The following is a 23,402-nucleotide window of genomic DNA, read 5'->3' as shown; positions in this document are numbered from 1 at the left end:
TAACAACTTAATCTAATTCATTCACATAAATCAACAGTTAATTATCAATTCATTTCTGTTTTTTTCTATAACGTATGGATCCGAAAATAACTGCTTTCCAGTTTCAGCATTTATCAAATTTTATACACTTTCCCAATCAGTAAATCCAAACGGATGAAGCAATTGGTGCAAAACTGCATTAGGATTTGGGAACTTCCTAAGTTTGTCTAGGCTTAAAAAATAAAAATCTTTTTAATTGGAAATAAGTTCTTTTCGTAATAAAATGGTGTAGTCCTCTAGAAGGTTATTTGTTGCAAATGATTTAAGGTGTGTTGGAAAGAAACCAGTAAATTAGGATTCTCCTCTTCCAATAACGGAATCACTTTATTGCAAATTCTATTTCTGAAATAGGTGTTTTTTTGGTTAGACGCCTCTTCTCTCCAATCCCATCCGTGTTTTTCAGCTTCGTCCTGAATGGCATTTTTGCTAAACGGAAGTAATGACATGTTTTCTAACGGCGTTCATCCTCTCGTTGAAAAGGAGTGATTACGGGTGAACATAAAGTAATGAAAAAAGGAAAGATTGTAACTTGCTTTGCTGTAGGATCATATAAATTATACAATTTTATTGATGATAATCCTATGGTTCATTTTAAAGAACCAGCTTATACCAACGATACCGGAATTTTAAGAAGAAACTCGAAAGTAACGGCTATTAATTCTGCTATTGAAATTGATATAACCGATCAAGTTTGTGCAGATACCATTGGAAAAATACAATTTTCTGGTGTTGGGGGACAAATGGATTTTATTCGCGGTGCTTCTTTATCTGAAGGTGCAAAGGCGATAATCGCAATGTCTTCGATTACTAAAAAGGGAATTTCTAAGATTACTCCATTTTTTAAATGAGAGCCCAAGAGTAACTACAACACGGGCACATCTACATTATATAGCCACTGAATTTGGCGTTGTAAACCTGTACGGAAAAAACCTAAAACAACAGGCCAAAGCATTGATTTCTATTACACATCCAACACATAGAGAAAGACTTGAAAAGCTGCTTTTAAAAGTTTTGGAGGATCTTAAACTATATTTAGTAATGAATATTAGTAAATAATACCTGAATTAAAAGCAAAATAGTGTACAAAAAAATACCGCCTTAAGTTAAGGCGGTATTTTTTTGTACACTATAAATTATAAACTGATTTTACTCAATTTCAAATTCTTGATTTACACCTAAACTTGCTTTTCTAACATTAATTACATTCCCTTCTTCGTCAACAATAAAAGCAACAAAATCAATTTGTGTATCATCTTCTATTACATCAGGAACTTGAAAGTTAAAATCACGTTCAAAAGAGTTTCCAGTTTGGGTTTCACTAGATGCAATCTCGTCTCCTAAAATATCAGTTAAGATAGTTCGTAAGGTATAATTATGAACATAATCGGAAATAGGATTTACACTACCATAAAATGAAGTATAATTAACTTGTGGGTAGACTAGTGCGTTTTCCAAAAGATAAACAACCAATCTAGTGTTTTCAAAATCTTTTGCAAATTGTACTTCCACCTTTAAATCGATAGTATTGTTTTGCAAATCTGAAGACATTTTAATACCCAATCTAGGATTGATTCCTTGCGTAAAATCTAGGACTTGACCCGTATTATCTGGTTCTGGAAAATCCCACTGTGTCAATCTATTAATAAATCCTTTTGGATATCCTGGGGTATTGATCAATAATTCTAAAGGACCTGCCTCTAAATAATTAAAAGGATCTTGTGTTCCTGCTGGCGCGCGATGTATGGCAACAAACTCAACTGCATCACTTTGATTAGCAACTAATTCCATTCCAAAAGAAACACGTGGACACCAACCACACCAAGTACCCGTATAGTCTTCAATTAAAGCTCGTTTTTTAAAAATAACTTGCGAACCGTCATCATAAAACTCAATGTTTAATATAGAAGATTCAAGATTTAGATAGCTCGCAGTAACTTCATAGACCCCAACTTCGGCTGTACTAAATGAGTTCCCAACTAAAATTTCTCCATTGACCAGTATTTTGGCTTCACCTGTTACATCTAAACTTTCACTACCTTCCGTGTTAACCTCAAAAGTAACTTCCTCTCCCATTACTATAGAGCTGGCACTAGTTTTTATGAAAATACCTGAAATACCTTCAATAGTTTCGTACTTTTCAGTACAGGAAGACAAGACAATAGCCGTGCAAAATAAAAACGTGAAACCTAAGAATTTTGAAATCATACTAAAAAAAGATTAGAGTTTAATTAATTTGGTCACTGCCCTTCTACCATCGTTAGTGGTAAACACCGCAATAAGTAAACCTGTACTAACATCACTCATATTAAATGTATTATAACCAACTCCTATTTCAAACAAACTTAAACTCTTGCCTAAAACATTGAAAACTTCCATCTTGGCAGGAGTACTTGATGACATAGAAATTTGCTGATTAACTCGTGTATTTTCAAGCTCAATTCCTAAATCTGAAAGTTGAAAATCTGATCTTGAAAGTGGATCTGGGTCATACAAATAAGTTATGGTTATATCATCCCCCACTTCATCACCATTATCATTTAACGTAAAGAAACGCAAGACGTATTCCATAGGATAATTCTCTCCGTCTCCAGGATTTGTGTTCACAAAATAATCATCCACACCGTTGTCTTCTCCAGGACCAAGAATAATTGGACTATCAGGGTAAGTAAGTCCTATTTGGATCGAAGGGAAACACAATGGTTGAACGCACAACTGTAAGTTTGTACCATCTGTGTTGGTAAATGAAACCACTTCTATTTTAATCTGAATACTTTCGGTTGAAGAGGTGTTACCTAATACAAACTTTAGTTTAGCATCTTCAAAAATATTGGTGTCGAATTCAGAAACGTCTCCGTCTAAAATAGGGTCACCACGTTCAGGTGTCGTAATAGACATTTGAGCATATGAAATTGAGACACTTAAAAAAAGGAAGCAACAAATAAATTTAATTTTCATAATAATTTACTTTAATATTATTTTCTGAGTTTTAGAAACACCATTGATGTTCACTTTTATAAAATATACACCACTTGCAAAGCGTAATAAATTTATTTGTTTTGAAAGTGAATTTGATTGACCTTGATGTATTTTTTTACCCTGAAGATTAAATACTTGGTAATCAAAATTTTCGTTCGCTGATAAATTTATGATTCCATTAGTTGGATTTGGATACACACTGAAATTAAAGGTATCAAAACTAGCAGTAGAAAGAGTATTGTAATTACTAAAAACCTTCTTTGCTTGAGAACCAAAATTCCCTCCTCCAATAACCAATTCTCCGCTTCGGGTTTCAAGTGTGAAAGAACCATTTCCATACTCACAACAAATACCATCTCCAAAAGCATCACGAATAATAAATGAGTAACAATCGTTTTCAGGTAAATCAAGTGTTTGCTGTACCATCCCATTTCCCTGACTATAAGGCCCACCAGAAAAAATAGCATCACCAGCTGAATTTGTAATATTCCAAGTAGTTTCAACTGGATATTCATCGAGTTGAATTGTCAAATTGAGTTGATTACTTAAAAAGACCTCTGCTAAGCTAAAGCTGGTAGACCCTTCATTATTTGTGTTATCATCATCATTTGGAAGTGAAATAACTAACTGATTTGTGGCTTCTGGTTCATATAATATCTCTGGCAATTCAATTTTTTCAGTAAAAAGAGTAGAAAGATTTCCGGTCCAAGTATAAACTTGAGGAGTATTATCGTTTATTGAATATTCAATATCAACAGAAGTTAAGTTATCTGAACCTACATTTTGTAATTCAAAATTTGGTAATATAGATCCTGCACATTGTTCATCAAATTCTTCAACAGACTTTACTATTGCATCATTAGAGTTAGCTAATCTAGTATAAGTTGCATAAGCTCCATTTCCGCTGATAATATTTTGTCGTGTTTCAGTCATGAAAACGACTACCTCCATTTCAGCATCAAATATGTTGGCTGATATACCATTGTAATCTGCAGGAATAGTATAAGTAAAAGTTTCATCAATAAAGCTACCTCGTGTTGTTGTAGTAACATCAACACCCCATTGTCCAGTTAATAGATGAACTAATCTGTGCATGTGAACGTAGTTGTCTCCGACACCTCCACCAACTTGTGGGCCTGTTGTTTTGTTTTGTAATAAAGCAACGTTCAATTTATTAACGCTTTCAGGGCTATCACCTGTATAATAGGCCTCCACATGAACAGTGAGTTCATTATTAGTTACATCAATTGAAGCCTCAACACCTAAATTTACGTAAGAAGACTGATTTATAACATCATTTGCAGAAATTGTCCATACATTTCTATCAAGTGCAGTAGTGCCAGGATTAGTCATTTCTCTTCCTGGGAAATTTTGACGATTTGCTGTTCCAGAAGGATAGCCAAAACCAGCACCAGAAAAAGATTGATTTACAATATCATCTCCAAATGGAGTTCTAAAATCTGGTTGACCAGGCCCTGGAGTTGAAAATCCACCTTGATGAATATTGATGACGAAAAAATTATCTGGATTGTTTTCTTTTATCGCATTTGCAATAGCATGCCCTTGTGGACAAAAAGTACAGTTAACACCAGTGAACTCCTCTAAAATAGCTTTTTTGTTTTCTGGATCCGTACTCACAATACTCTGACTAAGCATTGGAAAAGCTAAAAAAAACAATATTGAACTTACAAGTAATTTTTTTAACATGTTTATGTTTTTTATAATTTAAGTTCCAAACATAGCGTTTTATTAGTTAATTTTTAGTTGATTTGAGAAATTAAATTTTTCTTCAATAATCAATTAAACAATTTACGTTATGCGGTTTATCATTTTTCTTTTTCTTTTTGCAAGCTTTCAATCCTTTTCGCAAGACAGAATGCCTAATCTTATTGTAAAAGATTTACAAAACAAACCTGTTCACATCAATAAAGATTTCAATGAGGTGGATAAGATTTATATTTTTTCTTTCTGGGCTACTTGGTGCGCACCCTGCATTAGTGAATTAGAGGCCATCAACGAACATTACGCAGAATGGTCTGAAGAATTGAACATGGAACTAATTGCAGTTTCTACAGATGATTCACGAACGCAACGTAGAGTAAGACCGCTTCTAAATGGGAAAAACTGGCCTTACCAAGTTTTAATGGACACCAATCAAGATTTAAAACGCGCACTATCTATTGTCAACATTCCTTATATGGTTGTTGTAAAAAATCAAAAAATCGAACTCATTTTCAACGGCTACACCCAAGGTGCGGAAGAAGAGTTATACCAATCTTTGAAAACCCTTTAGTATGCTAAAATATTTATCCAAGGCGACATTACTTTTGCTTGCCTTAGTAAACTCCGCATTCCTGTTTGCGCAAGAAACTGAAAATGAAGAGGAAAAAAAAGATTACGGCCGTTTGTATGGCGGAATAGAGTCTAACATGCAATATTACATAGAAGACAATGGGCTCGAAGGTGCAATTGTCCCAGATGATGCGTTTAGATCTAATAATTACCTATACTTAAATTACAACTACAAACGTTGGACAGCTGGTATACAAGTTGAAGGCTACGAGCAAAATGCGTTACTCAATTACAATCCACAATTTGAAGGGACTAATTTAGGAATCTTTTACGTAAATTATAAAAATGAAAAATGGGATGTTACCCTAGGACATTTTTACGAACAATTTGGTAATGGAATGATTTTTAGAGCTTGGGAGGACAGAGCTTTAGGAATTAACTCAGCTGTAAGAGGGGGAAGGGTTAAATTTAGCCCAAACTACAATATGGATTTTACGGCTTTTTACGGAAAACAGCGTTCCGGTTTTGGAGTTAGTTCAGGAGATTTATTTGGATTTGATGCCAATATATTTTTGGCAGAATACCTCAATTTATATGAGAAAAATCAAGACTTAAGTATTGGTTTCAGCTATATAGGAAGGTATGAATCTTTAAACCGCTATATACAATTAGAAAACCCTGTTTTTGATGATCTTACTAATGCATATTCACTTCGTGCAGATTACTTACTGGGTTCATTTTATGCTAATGCAGAAGTCAACTACAAGTCTAAAGACGGTATTTTGGATTCACAAGGCAGTCTTACCGATGACTTTGCTGAAACTGGTAGTGCAGTTACTTTTAATTTTGGATACTCCAAATCAGGCTTGGGTCTAGATGTAAGCCTACGCAGGATAGAAAATATGGGCTTTTTCACTCCTAGAGAACCCGCTGTTTATACAGACTTTAAAGGTGACCAATCTTCAAGCTTTGACTATTTGGAAAGTTTTATCAATTTTGCCCCAGCATTAACCAAACAACATCATTCCCTACTTGCCAATATTTATGTATTTCAAGCACAACAAAACACCTTATTTGAAGATCCAGAAGTAATGCGCGCTGGAGAAACTGGGGGTCAAATTGATTTCTTTTATGAATTTAAGGAAAAGAGTTTTTTTGGAGGAAAATATGGAACACATGTGTATTTAAATTTTGCCACTTGGTATAATTTACCGGGTGTGTACACCTTTAATCCACCAGATTATGATGTAGATTTCTTTGGCGTAGGAAATAAATATTTCTCCGATTACAGTATCGAAATTAAAAAGAAACTAAATGATACTTGGCATTTGGGCTTCAATTACATCAATCAATATTACGACCAACGATTATTAGGTGGTGGGGATTTGGTTCGAGCAGACATCATAACAAGTGAAGCTACTTACAATTTCAACTCAAAACAATCCATTCGCCTAGAGCTTGAAAAAATGTGGGCGGTTGGTGATAGAGAAGATTGGGTTGGTGGTACTCTTGAATTCAACTTAAATGAAAACCTTTCCGTTTATACTTGGGATATATGGAATTACGGAAGCAAGAAAGAAAGTGAACAAATTCATTACATAAATGTAGGAGGCGCTTTTCGAAAAGGCCCGTACCGGGTTGCTGTAAACTTTGGGAGACAACGTGGTGGTTTAGTTTGTGTTGGTGGAGTGTGTAGATTTGTACCCGAAAGTTCTGGGTTTACATTAAATTTTAATACTTCATTTTAAGTTTTCATTCAACATTTCAGTAGCAACAAGAGATTCTCTGTCGCGCTTTCGTTTTCACTGAATGACAATCCAAACCTGAACTGTCATTCCGTATAAAATTTCATAAAGAAATTTTATACGGAATCTTATTCTAACGGAAACTTGAGTTTCGGTTCTCATTCAACATTTAGGTTGCAACAAGAGATTCCCTATCGCGCTTTCGCTTGCATGGAATGACCGTTTCTAAATGCACTAAACTATTCAGAAAAATTAATAATTCAAACTTAATAATCTAGAATTTAGAATTGCATTTACTCTTCATCTAAAAAATTAAAGTCTACATAAAAATGAAATACATCAATTTTTAAATTCGGTAAGCCTTTCATCTTGATTTCCCTTTAAACCAATCCCGAGAGACCTGCAAACGATAAACTTGTTCATCTCCAACAAAACCTGAATCAATAGGCATTTGGAGACCCTTTGCATGTACTTTCCAACGCACATCAACTCTTTTTCTATTCTTTCTAAATTCAAGAACAGGGATTTCAACATAATGAAGGTATTGATCGAAAAAAGCGGAATAATCAGCACCCACCCGAGGAGGAGCGGATATTTATGTTTCTTGATATGAAGTCATCTACTACTATTGCCGAGCAGCTGAGGCATGTGGAATATTTCCGGCTGCCCAACACGTATTATGCTGAGACAACAGAGACCATCATTCAAACCTCTGGTGAGGTCTATCAATATGCAGGCGATGAGATTATACCAAATTATATTTATAATGCCGTATGAATAAATTGAATTGTTTTTTGATTGATTGAAATCAGAAATAACTAGCATAGCCTTAACTACGGTAATTATTTTTGATGAAAAGCAGGCGAAAAAAGCCTGTGCCGAATTCGTATCGGTAAAACGATTTATTGCGTCATTATAGGTCTAATTTGGTATAATTTGGTATTATAGTATCCTGGGATCTGAAGAAGGGTTTAGATAATCTCAATTGCATTAATTGTTATTTTATAATCAAAGAAACCTTCCAGACACTATCAGAAAATTATATCAAAAACTTTGGGTTGGTTCCGGAATTTAAAGTCGGATTTCACTACGGAAAAGTCACAACTGGTGAAATCGGAGTCCTAAAGAAGGGAATATTTTTCACAGGAGATGTTTTGAATACCAAAGCAAGAATACAGGCCAGTTGCAACGAATTTGGAACAGATATATCAATTTCAGAGGAATTGATTTCAAAATTGAATTTTAACAAGACGTACGATTTGACTGAGATTGGCGAAAGTGAGTTGAGAGGAAGAGAGGAGAAAGTAATCCTTTTTTCAATTGCCAAAAAAATAGAGAAACAACCGCTAATAACTAAGCATATGGTTTGCCGATAAGCCAACACTTCGACAGGCCTCGATAGGCAGGCTCATTGGAGTCAGCTATATGATTTGTTGACTGATCCGGTATTTTTAAATAAGGGAGAATTCGATGAGTTGGCAAGAACCTTACAAGAGTAGAAGGTTGTTTTTAGAGTGCTTTGTATCCCTTTTTATTCAGTTGCTTATCTAAAATAAGACACTTTTTAGGGAAATCACGTTTTTTTTGTGTGAGAATCTGCTGTTTTTTATTATTTTCCTTCAGTTTGGGTAGTACTCTGCTAAGGCTCTTTTTAGAACTGTTTTTTAATTTTTGTATTCTAGTGTATCCTTATGATTTTTTTGTAATCCTTTAGTGGTCAAACGACTGTAGCTGTTTCTGCTACTGTAAGAAAATTAGCCACCATACTTTGGAATATGCTCTACAAAAAGCAACACTAGAATCCTCCTACTGTTTATGAATATCTTGACCAAAAAAGGAATAGAAAGGTCATAGAACTTCAAAAACAAATTGCTAATTTAGATGCAAGAATGAGTAACATTAAGCCTGCCTAAATACCAGTAAAAACAAGGTGTGAACAAAACGCTACTCAGAACTATGACCCATCCTGAATAATAGCATTTAATTAATTTATTCTCTTTTATTTATTTTAAGTCTTATATCAATAGGTAATTTAATGAACTCTATAACTTCTACTTTCCCAAATTCTATATACAAAGGATTTAAGATAATATTTGATTCTAATCCAATAATAGTAGATGGTACACGTAATGCAAAAACATTTCGATCTTTTGCTAAATCTGTGAAAATTTCTGTTGTTTTAGAAGAATATGGGTGCTGATTCCATCTTTCAGGAAGCTCTTTTAATTCCTTTATTGCGAAATCATCTGGAAATTGAATTTTCGCAATTAATATTTCTTTAGGCAAATATGCAATGTTTTCAGAGTGAACATAATACTCTAACAATGCTAATGAAATATTTTCTGAACAATAAACAGCTCGTGTTCCAACTTCGTTCCATCTACCACCAACCTTTTCAGCCCCTATTCCCGATAATGTTAAATCTTTATATTTAACATTAGCTATTCTATATACAATCATTAGCTATAAACGTTATACTGAATTCTGGTAATTTCACTTTCAACCATTTCAAAACCAAAACTACTATCAAGTAGTTCAAATGGTATTTTATTACCAAGAGTACTTGATGGCGTCATTAACCATTTCTTAAAGTCTTCTTTAGAATCAAAGACTTCATAACCTAATCCGAATAATCTCGCCAATTCGTAAATTCGTTCTGAAGTTTCCTTACCATAAACAGTTTTCTTTTGCATACTACTAATAGATGCTGGAAGTATATGTTCAAACTCTTTTTCAGTAGAATCCGTGTAATGTATTAACTGCTTCCAATCTGCCTTTTTAACACCTTCTCTGATACGACCTATTAATTCCATTTTAAATCCTGGAGCATCTTTAGAGTGCTCAGCAACCCAAGAGGGTGAGAATTTAGTAGGATTAATTGGATTCCTTTCTTTTCTAGCAACTTTAGCTTTTACAACACCTTTCTTTTTATTTGAATCTTCTGATTTCACCTTAACATTCATAATTGTATATTTACATTTATATCATTGTAAATATACAATGATATTTATTGTTTCGAATTTAATTGGTATAAAAAAATATTGATTAAAATATAATTACTGCCAATAACTAAGCGTATGGCTTGCCAATAGGCCAACACTTCGACAGGCCTCGATAGGCAGGCTCAATGGAGTCAGCTATATGATTTGTTGACTGATCCGGAATTTTTAAATAAGGGAGAATTCTATGAATTGGCAAGAACATTACAAAAGGAGAAGGTCATTTTTAGAGTGCTTTGCATCCCTTTTTATTCAGTTGCTTATCTAACATAAGGTGCTTTTTATGGAGATCACGATTTTTTTGTGTGAGAATCTGCTGTTTTTTATCATTTTCCTTCAGTTTGGGTAATACTCTGCTAATGGTGTTTTTTAATTTTTGCATTCCAGTTTATCCTTTAAAATGTATTTGTAACCCTTGGGCGGCCCACGACTGTCAAGGGTGAAAAGTGTGATTAAGGTTTCCTTTTTACAACTCGGACAATAGCGATGTAAGGATTTCTCTTGAGTGGCAAAGGTTATTATGTGTGCCAAGTTTTTATCTGCTAATTGCAGTTGCAATAGCGGTAACTTCTCTTTTTTCCAACTGCTGCTCAAAAACCCATAATGCCTTATTCGAGTAAAGCCTTTGGGAAGAATATGAAGTAGAAAACGCCGTATAAACTCTTTATTGGAGAGTGTTAGTGTGGTTTTTTTGATAATCTTACAACAATCATAACTCGACGGATTACTAAGCAAAGTTTGCATTTATTTTTCACAACATCTCCACGAGGACATAACTTTAGGCTATCCGTTCTTAACGGTTAAATACCTTTAAATGATTAAAAAAGTAGTTTTTTAAAGTCTGTTTTAACTAATTTAGGTGATCAAGGCATAATTAATTTATGACTAAAAATAACGAAAGCAACTAAAGATAAAAGTATGTATAACAAAGCTTTAAAAGCATCAACAGTTAGTCATGGAACATCCCAAACACTTTACGTCATAAGTTTTCCACAACCCCTATGGAACTGGTAACAAGCTTAAGACATATCCAGGCCGCTTTAGGTCATAATAGCTCCGAAGCGACAGAAATTTACATTAGAGTTTTAGCGATGAATAACAAAACCATTGAATGCTATGTATGAAAGTGTTAGTTTAGATGAAAATAAAACAACGTCCTAAATAGATATATACCCAATATTGAAGATTTTAATAGGGTTTATACGGATGTTACCACCAATTAAAATGAAGAGCTACAAACTGACAATATTTAATCAATCAAGGGTTATTACCATAGTCTTTTTGTTACCTGTTATACTATTAGGTTCTTTGTTTGCAGGATTAGAATTTATGCCTAAAGGCTACTTTTGGATTGTTTCGATTCCAATGTTTGCAGGACTATCAGGCCTGATATACTACTTCGCCAAGGGAGATTTAATAGTTGACTTTAATGATGAAACCCTGATTTTCAAATGGAAAAAGAAACTCATTTTTAATTACTCCGCAATAGAAGCAATACCTGCAAAAGAGATTAAAACAGTTGTAATCGACCAACACCAATTACTAAGAAAAATAATCACTTCAGACAGGGAAATAAATATTAGCAACGGTAAATTACTAATGAAAGACTCTCAGAAGTTTATAAACTTATTACGCTCAATTATCAGACAGAATGATGGCAGAGCAATTGATAGTTGGGACGTTTGGCAAGAGAAAGGATATTTAAAATGGGCGCTAAGAATAAATACCGTAGTTATTGTTTCAGTTGTTGGACTAATTGCAGCGTTCGGAGTAATCAAAGGCTTTGACAAAATACCGCCAGCAAGTTTCTTTATGTCGATATTCTTATTGCCCCAAATGCTATTATATCACAGACAAATGAAAGAAAAATAAAAAAAGGTGGTAACACTGTATATAGCAAATAGGGCGTTCAACGGTTAAAGAAAGTCCAGTGCTATTTACCAATACCGCCAAATTTTTAATTTGGTTTTTAAAATGAATAAATTAAAAACAAAATATAAAAATGTGGCTCAGAGCAGACTTGAAAGTTCATCGCTTTCTACTGCCCTACTTGCCATATACTAAACGTTGGCATTCATTGCGAACAAATTAAAAAACAATTTAAAATGATAGAAAAAATTAGAAACCTAACTCTGAATAAAAGAATAATTTTCTTCGTTATTGCTTTGGCATTATGGTTTGTTATTATCAAAATGCTCATTGGAAATGACACAGGACACCAACAACAAATAAATACTGAAACGATTTTGATTGTTTCCGGATTTTTCATTACTGGACTATATGTTGTGTTTTTTCGAAACATTAAGAAAACGGATAAATAAATTTATATCTGGGTTTGGACAAGTTGACGGAACTCGAAAACTGACTAAAAACTATTGCGGATTTTATCACTCAAACGGAATTGAATATCAGAACGTGTAATGAATTACTCACTCAAACATGAACTGAAATGCTGAAATGGGAATACATAATCGGAATAAAATAACGAAATGCCAACACCGTATAAAATTAATTGCTTGGTTCTAGCCTACTTGGAAATTCCTTCGGAATTTCCTCTGGTTCGTTCAATTTTTACTAATTTAGTTACTTAACCACGCAACTAACCTTATACATAAACGTTGGCTGTAGTTTAAACTAACTCATTTATTCCTATATTAGTTATTTCTAAAATTGTATCATAAAAAGGACATTACTTATATTAATTTGCTTTATTGACCTATTTGTAGTACATTTGAATATGGAAAATAGATATTACGGCTATTCAGATAAAGAGTTAATACGAAAATGGGGAGAAAAACTTAGCTCATTACGCGTAGATGCTGGCTTATCGCAAACTGAATTAGCTCAAAAAACTGGTATGAGCAGAAGTTCCATTGCAGGAATCGAAAAAGGGAGAAATTTCTCGATAGCTTCACTAATTTCAATTTCTAGATCTCTTGAATTTTTGGATGAATTTGAATTCTTTCTAAAAAAGGAAGAGTATGAATTAACTCCTATGGAAATTTATGAAAAAGAAAAAAAGAAAAAAAAAAGAGGGGGATATAAAAAATGAATCTATTAGAAGTAATTATATGGGAAAATCTTGTTGGAGTTCTTATTTGGAATGAAACAAAGAAAACTAGCACTTTTGAATACGCAAAAAAATTTATTCAAAGTAAAATTCAATTGTCCCCCATAATAAACCCTACCACAAAGAAAATAATCTCTTCAATTCAAAAATTAGAGTATAGTAGTGAGGGCAGTTTATTATTTGACACGAATAAAGGACTTCCTCTTTTTATATCAGATTCATTACCTGATAAATTTGGTACTGAATTATTCTCAAAATATCTCGAGAAAGAAGGTAAAAATTATAGAGATCTTACCCCAATAGAAAAATTAGCTTATATAGGCAATAGAGGAATGGGAGCACTTGAGTTTGTACCTGCTAAACATGAACAAACTAGCACTAAAATATTAAACTTAAAAAAACTAAATGAATTATCAATATCACTACTAAAAAATGAACCTGTAGCTAATATTGACAATATGGCAAACCTTTTCCACATAGGAACATCTCCAGGAGGAGCTCAACCAAAAGTTCTAATTAATATTGATAATAAGACAGGGGATATTTATAGAGGTGATAACTTACCATCAAAAAACCAAGATAGTTGGATTCTAAAATTCAATAGAGACATAGGTTTAGACTCTGATAAAGAAAGAGGTAAAATTGAATATGCATATTACCTAATGGCAAAAGAATCTAAAATTATCATTATGGATTCAGAATTAAAAGAATTTGAAAATGATTTTTACTTTATGACTAAAAGGTTTGATCGCATCAATGGACAAAAGATTCATACTCAGACCCTACACGCATTTGCTGGAATGAATTTCAAATTGCCGGACACTTATTCTTATGAACAAATATTTACAATATTAAATAAAATAAATTTGGATTATTCTTCAAAGGAACAATTATTTAAGATAATGGTTTTCAATGTAATTGGTCAAAACGTAGATGACCATACTAAAAATCTCGGATTCAATATGAAACAGAATGGAGAATGGAATTTATCTCCAGCCTATGATTTAACATTTAGTTATAATGAGAATTTTAATAGAATCACACCACATTTCCTCTCAATAAATGGTAAAAATCAAAACTTCAATCTAAAAGATATTCTTCACGTAGCAGACGAGTATTCTATCAAAAACCCAAAAAAAATAATTAATGAAATAAATCTAAGTTTTCTTAATTGGAGAAAAATTGCTAAAGATTTAAATATCTCAAAAAAGACCACTGATTATATAGCTAGTAAATTAAAAACCATTCCATATAAAGTAAAATAACTACAGCTAACAAAGTACTGTGGCAAAAAACAAGTAAAAACTCATTAATTTTTCACTAGAGTACTTTTATATTCTTTATCATATATCAACCCTGATTTTGCGATGGCAAAGGCTTGTTTTAAGAGCTTATTACATACCGCAGTTAATGCCTAATTTCTTACTCTTTCCTTTGGCTACTATTCGCTCGTAAAGATCTCTGCAAGCCTTGTTGTATTTACAAGCATTAAAACTGCACATAAATAATAAATTACGAAGTTTTTGATTGCCTATTTTACTTATTCGAGGGCGTCCTTTTACACTACTACCACTTTGCCTAATCACCGGTGTTAGACCAGCATAACTGCATAGTTCTGCTGCACTTGTGAACCGATCAAAACCACCTGTTAAAACCACTAACATAATTGATGTTTTAGGTCCAATGCCTGGACTAGTTTTTAAACGAGTTAATAGGTCTTGATGTGATTGTTTTACTAAAACCAACAACTTATCCTCTAAGGTTTTCATCTCTTTTGTAAGCTGTTTTAAACTCTGTTTTAAGGACCTTACAACTGCTTTACTTGGCTCTCCCAAAACAGCTTCTCCATGTAATTTGTTTTTTAACATGGTGCTCTGCTTTGTATATACAGATAGTGCTCTGGTGATTTGAAGACATTCCATCTCATCTTTTGTGTTTCCCTTCCACAGTTTTAGATTTACCTTCTGAGCATACTCACAAATAAGTTTTGAATCGCTCTTATCTGTCTTGATTTTTGACAACTTCATCTGGATAAAACGTTTTACAGCTAATGGGTTTTCTACAGATACTTTTATACCAGATTCAAGTAAATGGTAAGCCAGTTGGTAGTGGTAATAACCGGTGGCTTCCATAACACAATGACTATCTGTTTTTAAGAGCTTTGTGAACTTTTTAAAGCCTGATACATTGTTTTTAAACTGATAATATTTACCATCAGAATCTGTAACATCAAACACTAAATAACTAATGTCAATTCCAAAATATTTAATATTTTTAATCATAATAAAATGTTTTTTTTGAAAGTACATACTACGCGAGTTTCAATACTTCGACTGCGCTCAGCACAGGCTAAAATCGAGGTCTAAAGCCTGATACTCCCGATAGATATCGGGAGTTCGAAATCTGTGTAGAAAAGAGAGGGGGTTTTTCCCGAGGCTTCAGGATTGACGAGATCATAGTCTCTGCGTGTATATTAACCTTATTCCTCTCTTTGGTGCTTTCTGATTTATATCTAAATTTAATGAATTGTAAACTTAAGACGTGTATAATTAATTGCTAGTTCTTCTTTACTTACGAATCCCGAAGCGTCGGGACTCGCGGATTTTCTATTCAATTTGTATTTACTAAATTAGTTGTTTAATCAACGCAAAAAATCATAGTGTGCCAAGAATCAACCATGGCAATAAATAAAATGGTTGAATGCTGTAATTAAGATGATGGTAGGTCCATCAGAGTCGTTGTATAGGCGATGGCTCTAAACCCCCTAAAGGTTCTGTTGTAAAGAGCCCCGAAGCCTCGGGGGTGCTGAGCGTTTAGGAGAATCCAATCCACGAGGTTGGCAAGGTGTGAGTAATGGAGTTGAACGAAAGTAAACCACTGACGAGGTGTCGAGAAGTTGCTATTTTCAGTCAAAAGCTACGGAGTATGATACGGAGTGAAAAGTAATGTTAGCAATAACATTAATTACAGAGATAACCTATTTATTTTCTGTAAGGCTGGCGTCATTCAGGTGGCAAGAACTTTACTTGGGCTTAATTATGGAACTTGGGAATCTGCTTATGGATGATAGACTTGTGTAAGGCTACCGCATTAGGATTCGCTACAAGTCAAAGGGAAATATTCAATCGAAACAATCGAGAGATAGAATACCAAAGTTGTAAGCAGAGGCGGACTCATTCGTAGTAGTGAAGATCCCGATAGCGATCGGGAGTGTAATGGAACTGGAGCAAAGGGATGAGCTAATTTTAATTTACAATTTGCCAACTTGAAAGAGGATGAGCTTATATTTGTATACTAAATTAGGAGAGCCGTGTGAGGGGAGACTTTCAAGCACGGTTCTGTGAGAGGCTTGGGGTGAAATTCCCCTTGTCTACTCGACCACATCACGTTATAGCCAATTCGATAAATAAAATGCAAGTACCTGAATGGAATACATATTACCCCTCATTATCTTCTGCTACTAAAAAGCAAAAAGAGTTCTATTCCGAACTTGTATCTGCATTAGAAAAAGGTAAAAAAATTGAGATTGAGGAAAATCTTTCATACATCTTTGTCTATTTATACAAAAGCGTTAAGGAATTTGTTAAGAGAAAAAAAATAGAACCACTAATAAATAAATTTGAGAGAATTTACAAGTTTTATGGAAGTAATGAAAAAATCTCTTTATACATTTCAGCGTGGCTAAAAGACGCTTTTCTGTATATTAGTGACTTTGATAATGCTTGGATTTATCTAAAAGAAGGAAAATGTGGGAGTATTGAAGACATTATTTATGTAAGAGGTAATTGTACAGAAACAGACATCCGTGGAGAAGAAATCCTTCAAATTTTAGGCTCCCAAAGTGGTTTAACAAAATTTGGCAACGAAAATATTGAACAGGTCACTGAATTAATTAGTATTTTCTTAAAAGATTTTCATTTCGAAAACAAAATAAATTACACCGAATATTTTCTTAAACAATTTGACTATGGAAATATAACCGAAGAGGATTTTGAGGAATTAAAAGAATACTATACAAATGAATCTGATTACCAAATGTGGTACAGTGAGTACAAAAAAACTCAAAATTCAAAATATCCTTATCCAAAACAATATCATCATTACTTATTTGCAGGAGCACCGTTGACAACACCGTATTTCAAAAGAGATACAATTCCTTACATAGTATCAGTTGCATTGCATAACAAATTCAAAGAAATTATTCGAGAATCTGAAAATACAGTTCGTAGTGAAAAGAATTTACCACTTGTAGGAGAAGGCTGGATTAGTGAGACCGAATTATATTATAAAATCCATAACGAATTTCAAAATGAAAAAGTAGTCCATCACGGAAAACCGCTTTGGCTAAAAAGACAGCATCTCGATATATATTTTCCAAACAAAAATATAGGAATAGAGTATCAAGGAGTTCAGCATCAAAAACCCGTTGACTTTTTTGGAGGAGAAGAATCATTTAAAAAACAACAAAGATTAGATAAGAAAAAACAAAAACTTTGCAAAGACAACGGATGTGACTTAATCTACGTTTTTGAAAACTATGATTTTGAAGATGTTATTTCAAAAATAAAATCTGCGTTATGACAATCGAACAGGCAAGAATAAAATATAAACCGAAAAAGATTAAATATCTACTAATTTCTGAAACACCACCAAAATCGAATTCTAATAGATTCTTTTATTTCGAAAATGTTAAAGAACAAGACAGTCTCTTTTTAGAAACAATGAAAGTTATATATCCTGAATCTGTATTAGGCATTACAACTAAAGAAATTCGTTCAATTAAAAAGACATTTTTAGAGAAATTTAAAAATGACGGATTCTATCTAATTGACTCATTAAACGAACCATTTGAAGAAAAATATAGCTCGCCTAAAAAAATTAAGTTAATAAAAGAGGGGCAAGAAAACTTATTGAAACGTATTACAAAATTATTAACATCTGAAACAATTATTGTTCTTATTTCCGCCACAGTTTTCAGAGCAAACTTTGAGTTTTTAAAAGAGAATAACATCAACATTTCAAACTCAGAATTAATTGATTTTCCTGGTTCTGGTGGACAAAATAAATACAGAGAAAAATTAAAAAAGGCTATAACATTGTATATAGCAAATAGGGCGATCAAAGTCTAACGAAAGTTCAGTGATATTTACAAACACCGCCAAATTTTTAATTTGGCTTTTAAGAATGAATAAATTAAAAACAAAATACAACGCTTTGGCTCAGTGCAAACTTGAAAGTTTATCGCTTTCTACTGCCCTACTTGCCATAGTGTGCCAAGAATCAGCCATGGCATTAAACTGGCTGCATGCTGTAGATAAGATGATGGTAGATCCATCAGAGTCGTTGTATAGGCGATGGCTTTAAACCACCTAAAGGTGCTTTGATTAATAGTCTTGGTATTGAGCGTTTAGGAGAATCTAGTCCTAGAGATTAGCAGGTGTGAGTAATGGAGTTGAACGAAAGTAAACCACTGACGAGGTGTCGAGAAGTTGCTATTTTCAGTCAAAAGCTACGGAGTATGATACGGAGTGAAAAGTAATGTTAGCAATAACATTAATTACAGAGATAACCTATTTATTTTCTGTAAGGCTGGCGTCATTCAGGTGGCAAGAACTTTACTTGGGCTTAATTATGGAACTTGGGAATCTGCTTATGGATGATAGACTTGTGTAAGGCTACCGTATTAGGATTCGCTACAAGTCAAAGGGAAATATTCAATCGAAACAATCGAGAGATAGAATACCAAAGTTGTAAGCAGAGGCGGACTCATTCGTAGTAGTGTTGAAGGTTGTGTAATGGAACTGGAGCAAAGGGATGAGATAATTTTAATTTACAATTTGCCAACTTGAAAAAGGATGAGCTTATATTTGTATACTAAATTAGAAGAGCCGTGTGAGGGGAGACTTTCAAGCACGGTTCTGTGAGAGGCTTGGGGTGAAATTCCCCTTGTCTACTCGACCACAAACACGTTACCCAACATTACGAAAAAAAGAAAAATCGTAACTTTACAAAATGAACAAAGATTTAACAACATCTAACTTACATAGAAGAAATATTCTCAATAATAATTATGCTTTAGAAATTATTTATAATGAAATTTCTTTTCCAGGAATAATGTTCGAAAGTAAGTATCGATTTACTAAAAAGCAAGTGGCGGAATTCTTTGAAATTGATGAGAGAACTGTTGATAGATATATAGAAAAAAATAAGTCTGAATTTGAGGAATCTGGTTATGAAGTATTAAAGTTTAACCGCTTGAAAGAGTTCAAAGTAGCTTATGTCAACGACACGAATGTCGCTAACATAGATAAATCACTTCAAAAAGCACCTTCTCTTGGTGTATTTACATTCCGAGCTTTTTTAAATATAGGCATGCTTTTAACGGAAAGTGAGAAAGCTAAATTATTAAGAGCTTTTATTTTAGATATCGTAATAGACGCTATAAATCAAAAACTTGGAGGCAATACAAAGTACATAAATCAAAGAGAAGAAGAATTTTTATCCAGCGCAATAAAAGAGCATAATTATAGACAAGAATTAATTAATGCTTTGGATAATTATGTAGAACCAAATAAATTCAAATACGCCCAACTAACAAATAAAGTTTATAAAAGTATCTTCAAAGAAGATGCAAAAGAATATCGTCAAATACTTAAATTAAAGGATAAAGAAAGTGTAAGGTCTACAATGTATTCTGAAGTGTTAGACCTTGTCTCAAGTTATGAAAATGGGTTTTCTGATTTTTTAAAAACCCATTCTGAGAAAGCAAATAGAAAATTACGCCTATCTGAAACAAATACCTTATTCGACCAATTTGAAAATCTAACTAATTCTATTTACGAACCGCTAAGAGAAAAAGTAAGAGGTTTGATGGCTAGCAGAGATATGGCATTTAGAGATGCATTACATGAAAAGCTAAAAAATTATATCACACATCTAACAACGGAGGAATTTGACAAATTTTTAGGAGAAAAAAGTTTGGATTTAGAAGACAGAATTCTAAATAATATTGATGTGTTCAAAAGATTAAAAGATAGATAATGGAAACATATATTTATTTTGATATTCAACACGCAATTCGGACTCATGACTTTATAATAGAAAATTCTGGAGGAAATTCTGGAATTATAGAAATCGGGAAAATTGAGAGTGTTTTAGAACATATACAAAACGACCTTTACTATCCTGAATTCGAAGAAAAACTAACTCATCTTGTATTTGCCGTAAATAAATTTCACGCTTTTAATGATGGAAATAAAAGAACCTCAATTGCACTAGGTGCATATTTACTCGAAGTCAATGGAATTGAATACTGTATTGATAAATTCATTATAGAAATGGAAAATATTGCAGTATATGTTGCAGACAATAAGATTGACAAGGAATTATTACAAGAGATAATTAGCTCAATAGTAATAGAAGATGATTTTAATGAAGAATTAAAATTGAAAATTATAGATGCATTAAGCGAATAAAAGAACAGCAGGTAATAACTAAGCATATGGTGTGCCGATAGGTCAACACTTCGACAGACCTTCCTGACAAGGCACAACAGGCAAGCTCAGTGGACTCAGCTATATGATTAGTTGACTGATTCAGAATTGTTGGTAAGGGGGATTCGATGAGTTGGCAAGAACCTTACAAAAGGAGAAGGTTGTTTTTAGAGTGCTTTGCATCCCTTTTTATTCAGTTGCTTATATAAATAAGGTACCTTTTAGGGAGGTCACTTTTTTTTGGTGTTAAAATCTGTTGTTTTTTATCATTTTCCTTCAGTTTAGTCAGTACTCTGCTAATGCTGTTTTTTAATTTTTGTATTCCAGTTTATCCTTTATAATTTGTTTGTAATCCTTTGGAGGACCACGACTATCAAAGGTAAAAAGAGTGATCAAGGTTTCCTTTTTACAACTCGGACAACAGCGATGTAAGGACTTCTCTTGAGTGGCAAAGGTTAATATGTGTGCCAAGTTTTTATCTCTTAATTGCAGTTGTAATAGCGGCAACTTCTCTTTTTTCCAACTGCTGCTCAAAAATCCATAATGCCTTATTCGAGTAAAGCCTTTGGGAAAAATATGAAGTTGAAAACGCCGTATAAACTCTTTAGTGGAGAGTGTTAGTGTAGTTTTTTTGATAATCTTACAACAATCATAAGTCGATAGGCTACTAAGCAAAGTTTGCATTTATTTTTCACAACATCTCGGCAAGGACATAACTTAAGTCTATCCGTTCTTAACGGTTAAATACCTTTAAATGATTAAAAAAGTAGTTTTTTAAAGTCTGTTTTAACTAATTTAGGTGACCAAGGCATAATTAATTTATGACTAAAAATAACGAAAGTAACTAAAGATCAAAGTATGTATCGCAAAGCTTTAAAAGCACCACCGGTAAGCCTTGGAGCACCCCACACACTTTACGTCATAGTTTTTCCACACCCCTATGGAATGGGAAACAAGCTTAAGACATATCCTGTCTGCTTTAGGTCATAATAGCTTCAAGGCGGCAGAAATTTATACTCGAGTTTTAGCGATGAATAAAAGCCCATTGGATACTATGTATGAAAGTGTTAGTTTAGATGAAAATAAAACAACGTCCTAAATAGATATATACCCTATAATGAAGATTTGAATGGGGTTTATACGGATGTTGCCCACAATATGAAAAAAACGCTATCATTAATATTAATTGTGCTTACAATTGGAATTGTAAAAGCTGAAAGTATAGTTACTGCTCAATATCCTGACAAAATTACATTCAAAGGAACTGAATACAATCTGAATTCAAACCCACTCGAACCATATTTTGAAAAATTCCCTGACAAACGACCTCAAAGCGGAATGATGTCAACTGCCTTATGGCGTGGATACGTAGCATACTTTGAAATTATTGACGAACAATTATTCTTGACTGATATTAAAATTGAAGTTTCTGATGAGGATTCAGAAGATGATTATGATACAAAATGGATTTCTGCATTTAAGCAAGTTTTTCCAAATAAAGAGAAAGCTAAAATAGATTGGTACACTGGAATTCTGATATTACCACACGGAAAAATTGTTGAATATGTTCATATGGGTTATGCATCTACATATAGTAAATATTGGCTTCTCGAAATTGAGAAAGGCAATTTTAATGAAGCTCGAAAATATAAAAATAAGGAGTTTGTAAAGTTTAAAAAACGTCAATTCGAAATGTTTGAAAAAACAGAAGAATACAAAAAATTATATGCGGAATTAAAAGAAAACGATGAATCTAACGATGATGAATTTATAAAATCATTTATTTCTGATTTTGTAATTAATTATACGATCAAATTTCTGACTGAGTAAAATACTGTGGGCAACACCGTATATAATTTATTGCTGGCTTTTTGCCTATTTGCGAAAGTCCTCGCGGACTTTCTTGGTCGGTAATTATTTACTAAATTAGTTGCTTAAAACACGCAACAAACCATATACAAACACGTTAGCAGCAACCTAAAATGAAGACATTCACCAAGAAAATATTGCCCTATCTGATTACCACTTTGTTGGTAATTGGATTATGGAAAATGTGGACTTGGACAGACAATTACGCTTGGAACCCAAAAGGAAAGGATTTGCTAATGCTCGACATTGCATTGACTTCTGTATTCTTCTACAAGACAATTTTTTGGTTATTAACAGCGAACCTCTTTGTATTCGGACTTCTCCGACTAAGAAAACGGAAATTCAAAACAGCGGGACTTGTATTCGCATTAACCCTAACTTATCACTTTACTGTTGGACAAATAATCGACAAAAAATGTGCTTTCCATTACTACTCTGTCTTTCATAACCAATCAGTTGCCGAAGGATATATTGTCAGACCGATTGAAGAAGCAGGTTATCAAATTGGACCAATACTGATGGAGGTAATTGAAGACAAGGAAATGAAGTTCAGACGATATGCAATTCTTGGACTTCAAAAAATTGACTATCAACCTGCGACTGAACTGATGGGAAATATTCTTTTTGACACTTCAGAATTGAAAATTTTTCGGGCAGACGCTTACGAAACTCTAAAGGCATTTGATAATGAGAATGGCAAAAAGCTTTTAGTCGAATTCAGGAATCAGGCGAAAGACTCTACAGAAATGAAAATTGTTGAACTTGGTGAATATTTTTATGAAAATCGAGAAAAGTAAAAAGGCAGCTGCTAACACTGTATATAGCAAATAGGGCGTTCGGTGGTTTACGAAAGTTCAGTGCTATTTACAAACACCGCCAAATCGTTGATTTGGCTTTTAAGAATGAATAAATTAAAAAC

At 33.3% G+C, this 23,402-nt stretch carries 22 protein-coding genes and 4 pseudogenes; 17 read left to right on the top strand and 9 right to left on the bottom strand.

The features are described 5' to 3' along the window. Positions 1-275 precede the first annotated feature (275 nt). A complete protein-coding gene (locus P700755_RS19570) occupies positions 276-485 on the bottom strand; it encodes a PP-loop family protein (RefSeq protein ID WP_083858528.1) in 210 nt (69 codons plus the stop codon). Between P700755_RS19570 and P700755_RS16185 the strand changes: the two are divergent. Then, positions 481-1,095 (top strand): annotated as a pseudogene (locus P700755_RS16185) (acetyl-CoA hydrolase/transferase C-terminal domain-containing protein); the annotation flags it as partial. The gene P700755_RS19570 and the pseudogene P700755_RS16185 sit on opposite strands and share 5 nt — an antisense overlap. A gap of 90 nt (positions 1,096-1,185) precedes the next feature. Here P700755_RS16185 and P700755_RS16180 read toward each other — a convergent pair. From P700755_RS16180 to P700755_RS16170, 3 genes are read right to left on the bottom strand one after another with little or no spacing between them, the layout of a single operon-like run. Further along, positions 1,186-2,244 (bottom strand): Omp28-related outer membrane protein, encoded by a 1,059-nt coding sequence (locus tag P700755_RS16180; RefSeq protein ID WP_015025707.1) that lies wholly within the window; start codon positions 2,242-2,244, stop codon positions 1,186-1,188. Positions 2,245-2,256: 12 nt separating this feature from the next. Next, complete coding sequence (locus P700755_RS16175) at positions 2,257-2,994, bottom strand: T9SS type A sorting domain-containing protein (protein WP_015025706.1); 738 nt, start codon at positions 2,992-2,994, stop codon at positions 2,257-2,259. Between the two features lie 6 nt (positions 2,995-3,000). Beyond that, on the bottom strand, positions 3,001-4,722 hold the full coding sequence (locus tag P700755_RS16170; RefSeq protein ID WP_015025705.1) for a T9SS type A sorting domain-containing protein: 1,722 nt from the start codon (positions 4,720-4,722) through the stop codon (positions 3,001-3,003). 109 nt (positions 4,723-4,831) lie between these two features. Between P700755_RS16170 and P700755_RS16165 the strand changes: the two genes are divergently transcribed. The 4 genes from P700755_RS16165 to P700755_RS16150 all read left to right on the top strand — a co-directional run bounded on the left by P700755_RS16165 (position 4,832) and on the right by P700755_RS16150 (position 8,428). Further along, positions 4,832-5,308: a TlpA family protein disulfide reductase gene (locus tag P700755_RS16165; RefSeq protein ID WP_015025704.1), complete on the top strand. Its 477-nt coding sequence runs from the start codon at positions 4,832-4,834 to the stop codon at positions 5,306-5,308. A gap of 1 nt (position 5,309) precedes the next feature. Further along, positions 5,310-7,055 carry a DUF6029 family protein gene (locus tag P700755_RS16160; RefSeq protein ID WP_015025703.1) on the top strand — a complete coding sequence of 582 codons (1,746 nt, stop codon included), beginning with the start codon at positions 5,310-5,312 and terminating at the stop codon, positions 7,053-7,055. Between the two features lie 606 nt (positions 7,056-7,661). Beyond that, positions 7,662-7,829: a hypothetical protein gene (locus P700755_RS20150; RefSeq protein ID WP_157609324.1), complete on the top strand. Its 168-nt coding sequence runs from the start codon at positions 7,662-7,664 to the stop codon at positions 7,827-7,829. Between the two features lie 281 nt (positions 7,830-8,110). Then, the gene (locus P700755_RS16150) at positions 8,111-8,428 is read left to right on the top strand and encodes an adenylate/guanylate cyclase domain-containing protein (protein WP_051007985.1); all 318 of its coding nucleotides are present in this window, start codon (positions 8,111-8,113) and stop codon (positions 8,426-8,428) included. A gap of 613 nt (positions 8,429-9,041) precedes the next feature. Here the strand turns inward: P700755_RS16150 and P700755_RS16145 are convergent. The 3 genes and pseudogenes from P700755_RS16145 to P700755_RS16135 all read right to left on the bottom strand — a co-directional run. Beyond that, the gene (locus tag P700755_RS16145) at positions 9,042-9,512 is read right to left on the bottom strand and encodes an RES family NAD+ phosphorylase (protein WP_015025702.1); all 471 of its coding nucleotides are present in this window, start codon (positions 9,510-9,512) and stop codon (positions 9,042-9,044) included. Then, positions 9,512-10,015: an antitoxin Xre/MbcA/ParS toxin-binding domain-containing protein gene (locus P700755_RS16140; RefSeq protein ID WP_015025701.1), complete on the bottom strand. Its 504-nt coding sequence runs from the start codon at positions 10,013-10,015 to the stop codon at positions 9,512-9,514. The genes P700755_RS16145 and P700755_RS16140 overlap by 1 nt, the downstream gene beginning before the upstream one ends. 405 nt (positions 10,016-10,420) lie before the next feature. Beyond that, positions 10,421-10,735, bottom strand: a pseudogene (locus tag P700755_RS16135) (transposase); the annotation flags it as partial. Between the two features lie 317 nt (positions 10,736-11,052). Between P700755_RS16135 and P700755_RS21395 the strand changes: the two are divergent. From P700755_RS21395 to P700755_RS16115, 5 genes are all read left to right on the top strand, one after another. Beyond that, positions 11,053-11,175 (top strand): hypothetical protein, encoded by a 123-nt coding sequence (locus tag P700755_RS21395; RefSeq protein ID WP_083858526.1) that lies wholly within the window; start codon positions 11,053-11,055, stop codon positions 11,173-11,175. Positions 11,176-11,275: 100 nt separating this feature from the next. Then, positions 11,276-11,923, top strand: a complete 648-nt coding sequence (locus P700755_RS16130; RefSeq protein ID WP_157609323.1) for a hypothetical protein — start codon at positions 11,276-11,278, stop codon at positions 11,921-11,923. Between the two features lie 233 nt (positions 11,924-12,156). Beyond that, on the top strand, positions 12,157-12,372 hold the full coding sequence (locus tag P700755_RS16125) for a hypothetical protein (protein ID WP_015025699.1): 216 nt from the start codon (positions 12,157-12,159) through the stop codon (positions 12,370-12,372). A 416-nt stretch (positions 12,373-12,788) separates the two neighbouring features. Continuing rightward, positions 12,789-13,103 carry a helix-turn-helix domain-containing protein gene (locus P700755_RS16120; protein WP_015025698.1) on the top strand — a complete coding sequence of 105 codons (315 nt, stop codon included), beginning with the start codon at positions 12,789-12,791 and terminating at the stop codon, positions 13,101-13,103. Then, positions 13,100-14,386, top strand: a complete 1,287-nt coding sequence (locus tag P700755_RS16115) for a type II toxin-antitoxin system HipA family toxin (protein ID WP_015025697.1) — start codon at positions 13,100-13,102, stop codon at positions 14,384-14,386. Before P700755_RS16120 ends, P700755_RS16115 begins: the two co-directional genes overlap by 4 nt. A gap of 44 nt (positions 14,387-14,430) precedes the next feature. On the opposite strand, the pseudogene P700755_RS16110 reads toward P700755_RS16115, so the two are convergent. Continuing rightward, positions 14,431-15,403: pseudogene (locus tag P700755_RS16110) on the bottom strand (IS110 family RNA-guided transposase). Positions 15,404-16,532: 1,129 nt separating this feature from the next. Here P700755_RS16110 and P700755_RS16105 point away from each other — a divergent pair. The 4 genes from P700755_RS16105 (at position 16,533) to P700755_RS16085 (ending at position 20,596) form a co-directional block, all read left to right on the top strand. After that, positions 16,533-17,702: a PDDEXK family nuclease gene (locus P700755_RS16105; RefSeq protein ID WP_041758465.1), complete on the top strand. Its 1,170-nt coding sequence runs from the start codon at positions 16,533-16,535 to the stop codon at positions 17,700-17,702. After that, on the top strand, positions 17,699-18,250 hold the full coding sequence (locus P700755_RS16100) for a hypothetical protein (RefSeq protein WP_015025694.1): 552 nt from the start codon (positions 17,699-17,701) through the stop codon (positions 18,248-18,250). Before P700755_RS16105 ends, P700755_RS16100 begins: the two co-directional genes overlap by 4 nt. An 883-nt stretch (positions 18,251-19,133) precedes the next feature. Then, complete coding sequence (locus P700755_RS16090; protein ID WP_015025692.1) at positions 19,134-20,162, top strand: hypothetical protein; 1,029 nt, start codon at positions 19,134-19,136, stop codon at positions 20,160-20,162. Continuing rightward, positions 20,162-20,596, top strand: a complete 435-nt coding sequence (locus tag P700755_RS16085; protein WP_015025691.1) for a type II toxin-antitoxin system death-on-curing family toxin — start codon at positions 20,162-20,164, stop codon at positions 20,594-20,596. Before P700755_RS16090 ends, P700755_RS16085 begins: the two co-directional genes overlap by 1 nt. Positions 20,597-20,923: 327 nt before the next feature. Here P700755_RS16085 and P700755_RS16080 read toward each other — a convergent pair. Then, positions 20,924-21,247: pseudogene (locus tag P700755_RS16080) on the bottom strand (transposase); the annotation flags it as partial. A gap of 307 nt (positions 21,248-21,554) precedes the next feature. Between P700755_RS16080 and P700755_RS16075 the strand changes: the two are divergent. From P700755_RS16075 to P700755_RS16065, 3 genes are all read left to right on the top strand, one after another. Next, positions 21,555-21,713: a hypothetical protein gene (locus P700755_RS16075; RefSeq protein WP_041758460.1), complete on the top strand. Its 159-nt coding sequence runs from the start codon at positions 21,555-21,557 to the stop codon at positions 21,711-21,713. 59 nt (positions 21,714-21,772) lie between these two features. Next, a complete protein-coding gene (locus P700755_RS16070) occupies positions 21,773-22,444 on the top strand; it encodes a hypothetical protein (RefSeq protein WP_245535957.1) in 672 nt (223 codons plus the stop codon). 152 nt (positions 22,445-22,596) lie between these two features. Beyond that, positions 22,597-23,280: a hypothetical protein gene (locus P700755_RS16065; RefSeq protein ID WP_015025689.1), complete on the top strand. Its 684-nt coding sequence runs from the start codon at positions 22,597-22,599 to the stop codon at positions 23,278-23,280. Positions 23,281-23,402 lie beyond the last annotated feature (122 nt).

It is taken from the genome of Psychroflexus torquis ATCC 700755 (assembly GCF_000153485.2).
Lineage (GTDB): Bacteria > Bacteroidota > Bacteroidia > Flavobacteriales > Flavobacteriaceae > Psychroflexus > Psychroflexus torquis.
This window is presented reverse-complemented; position numbering and strand designations above follow the sequence as displayed.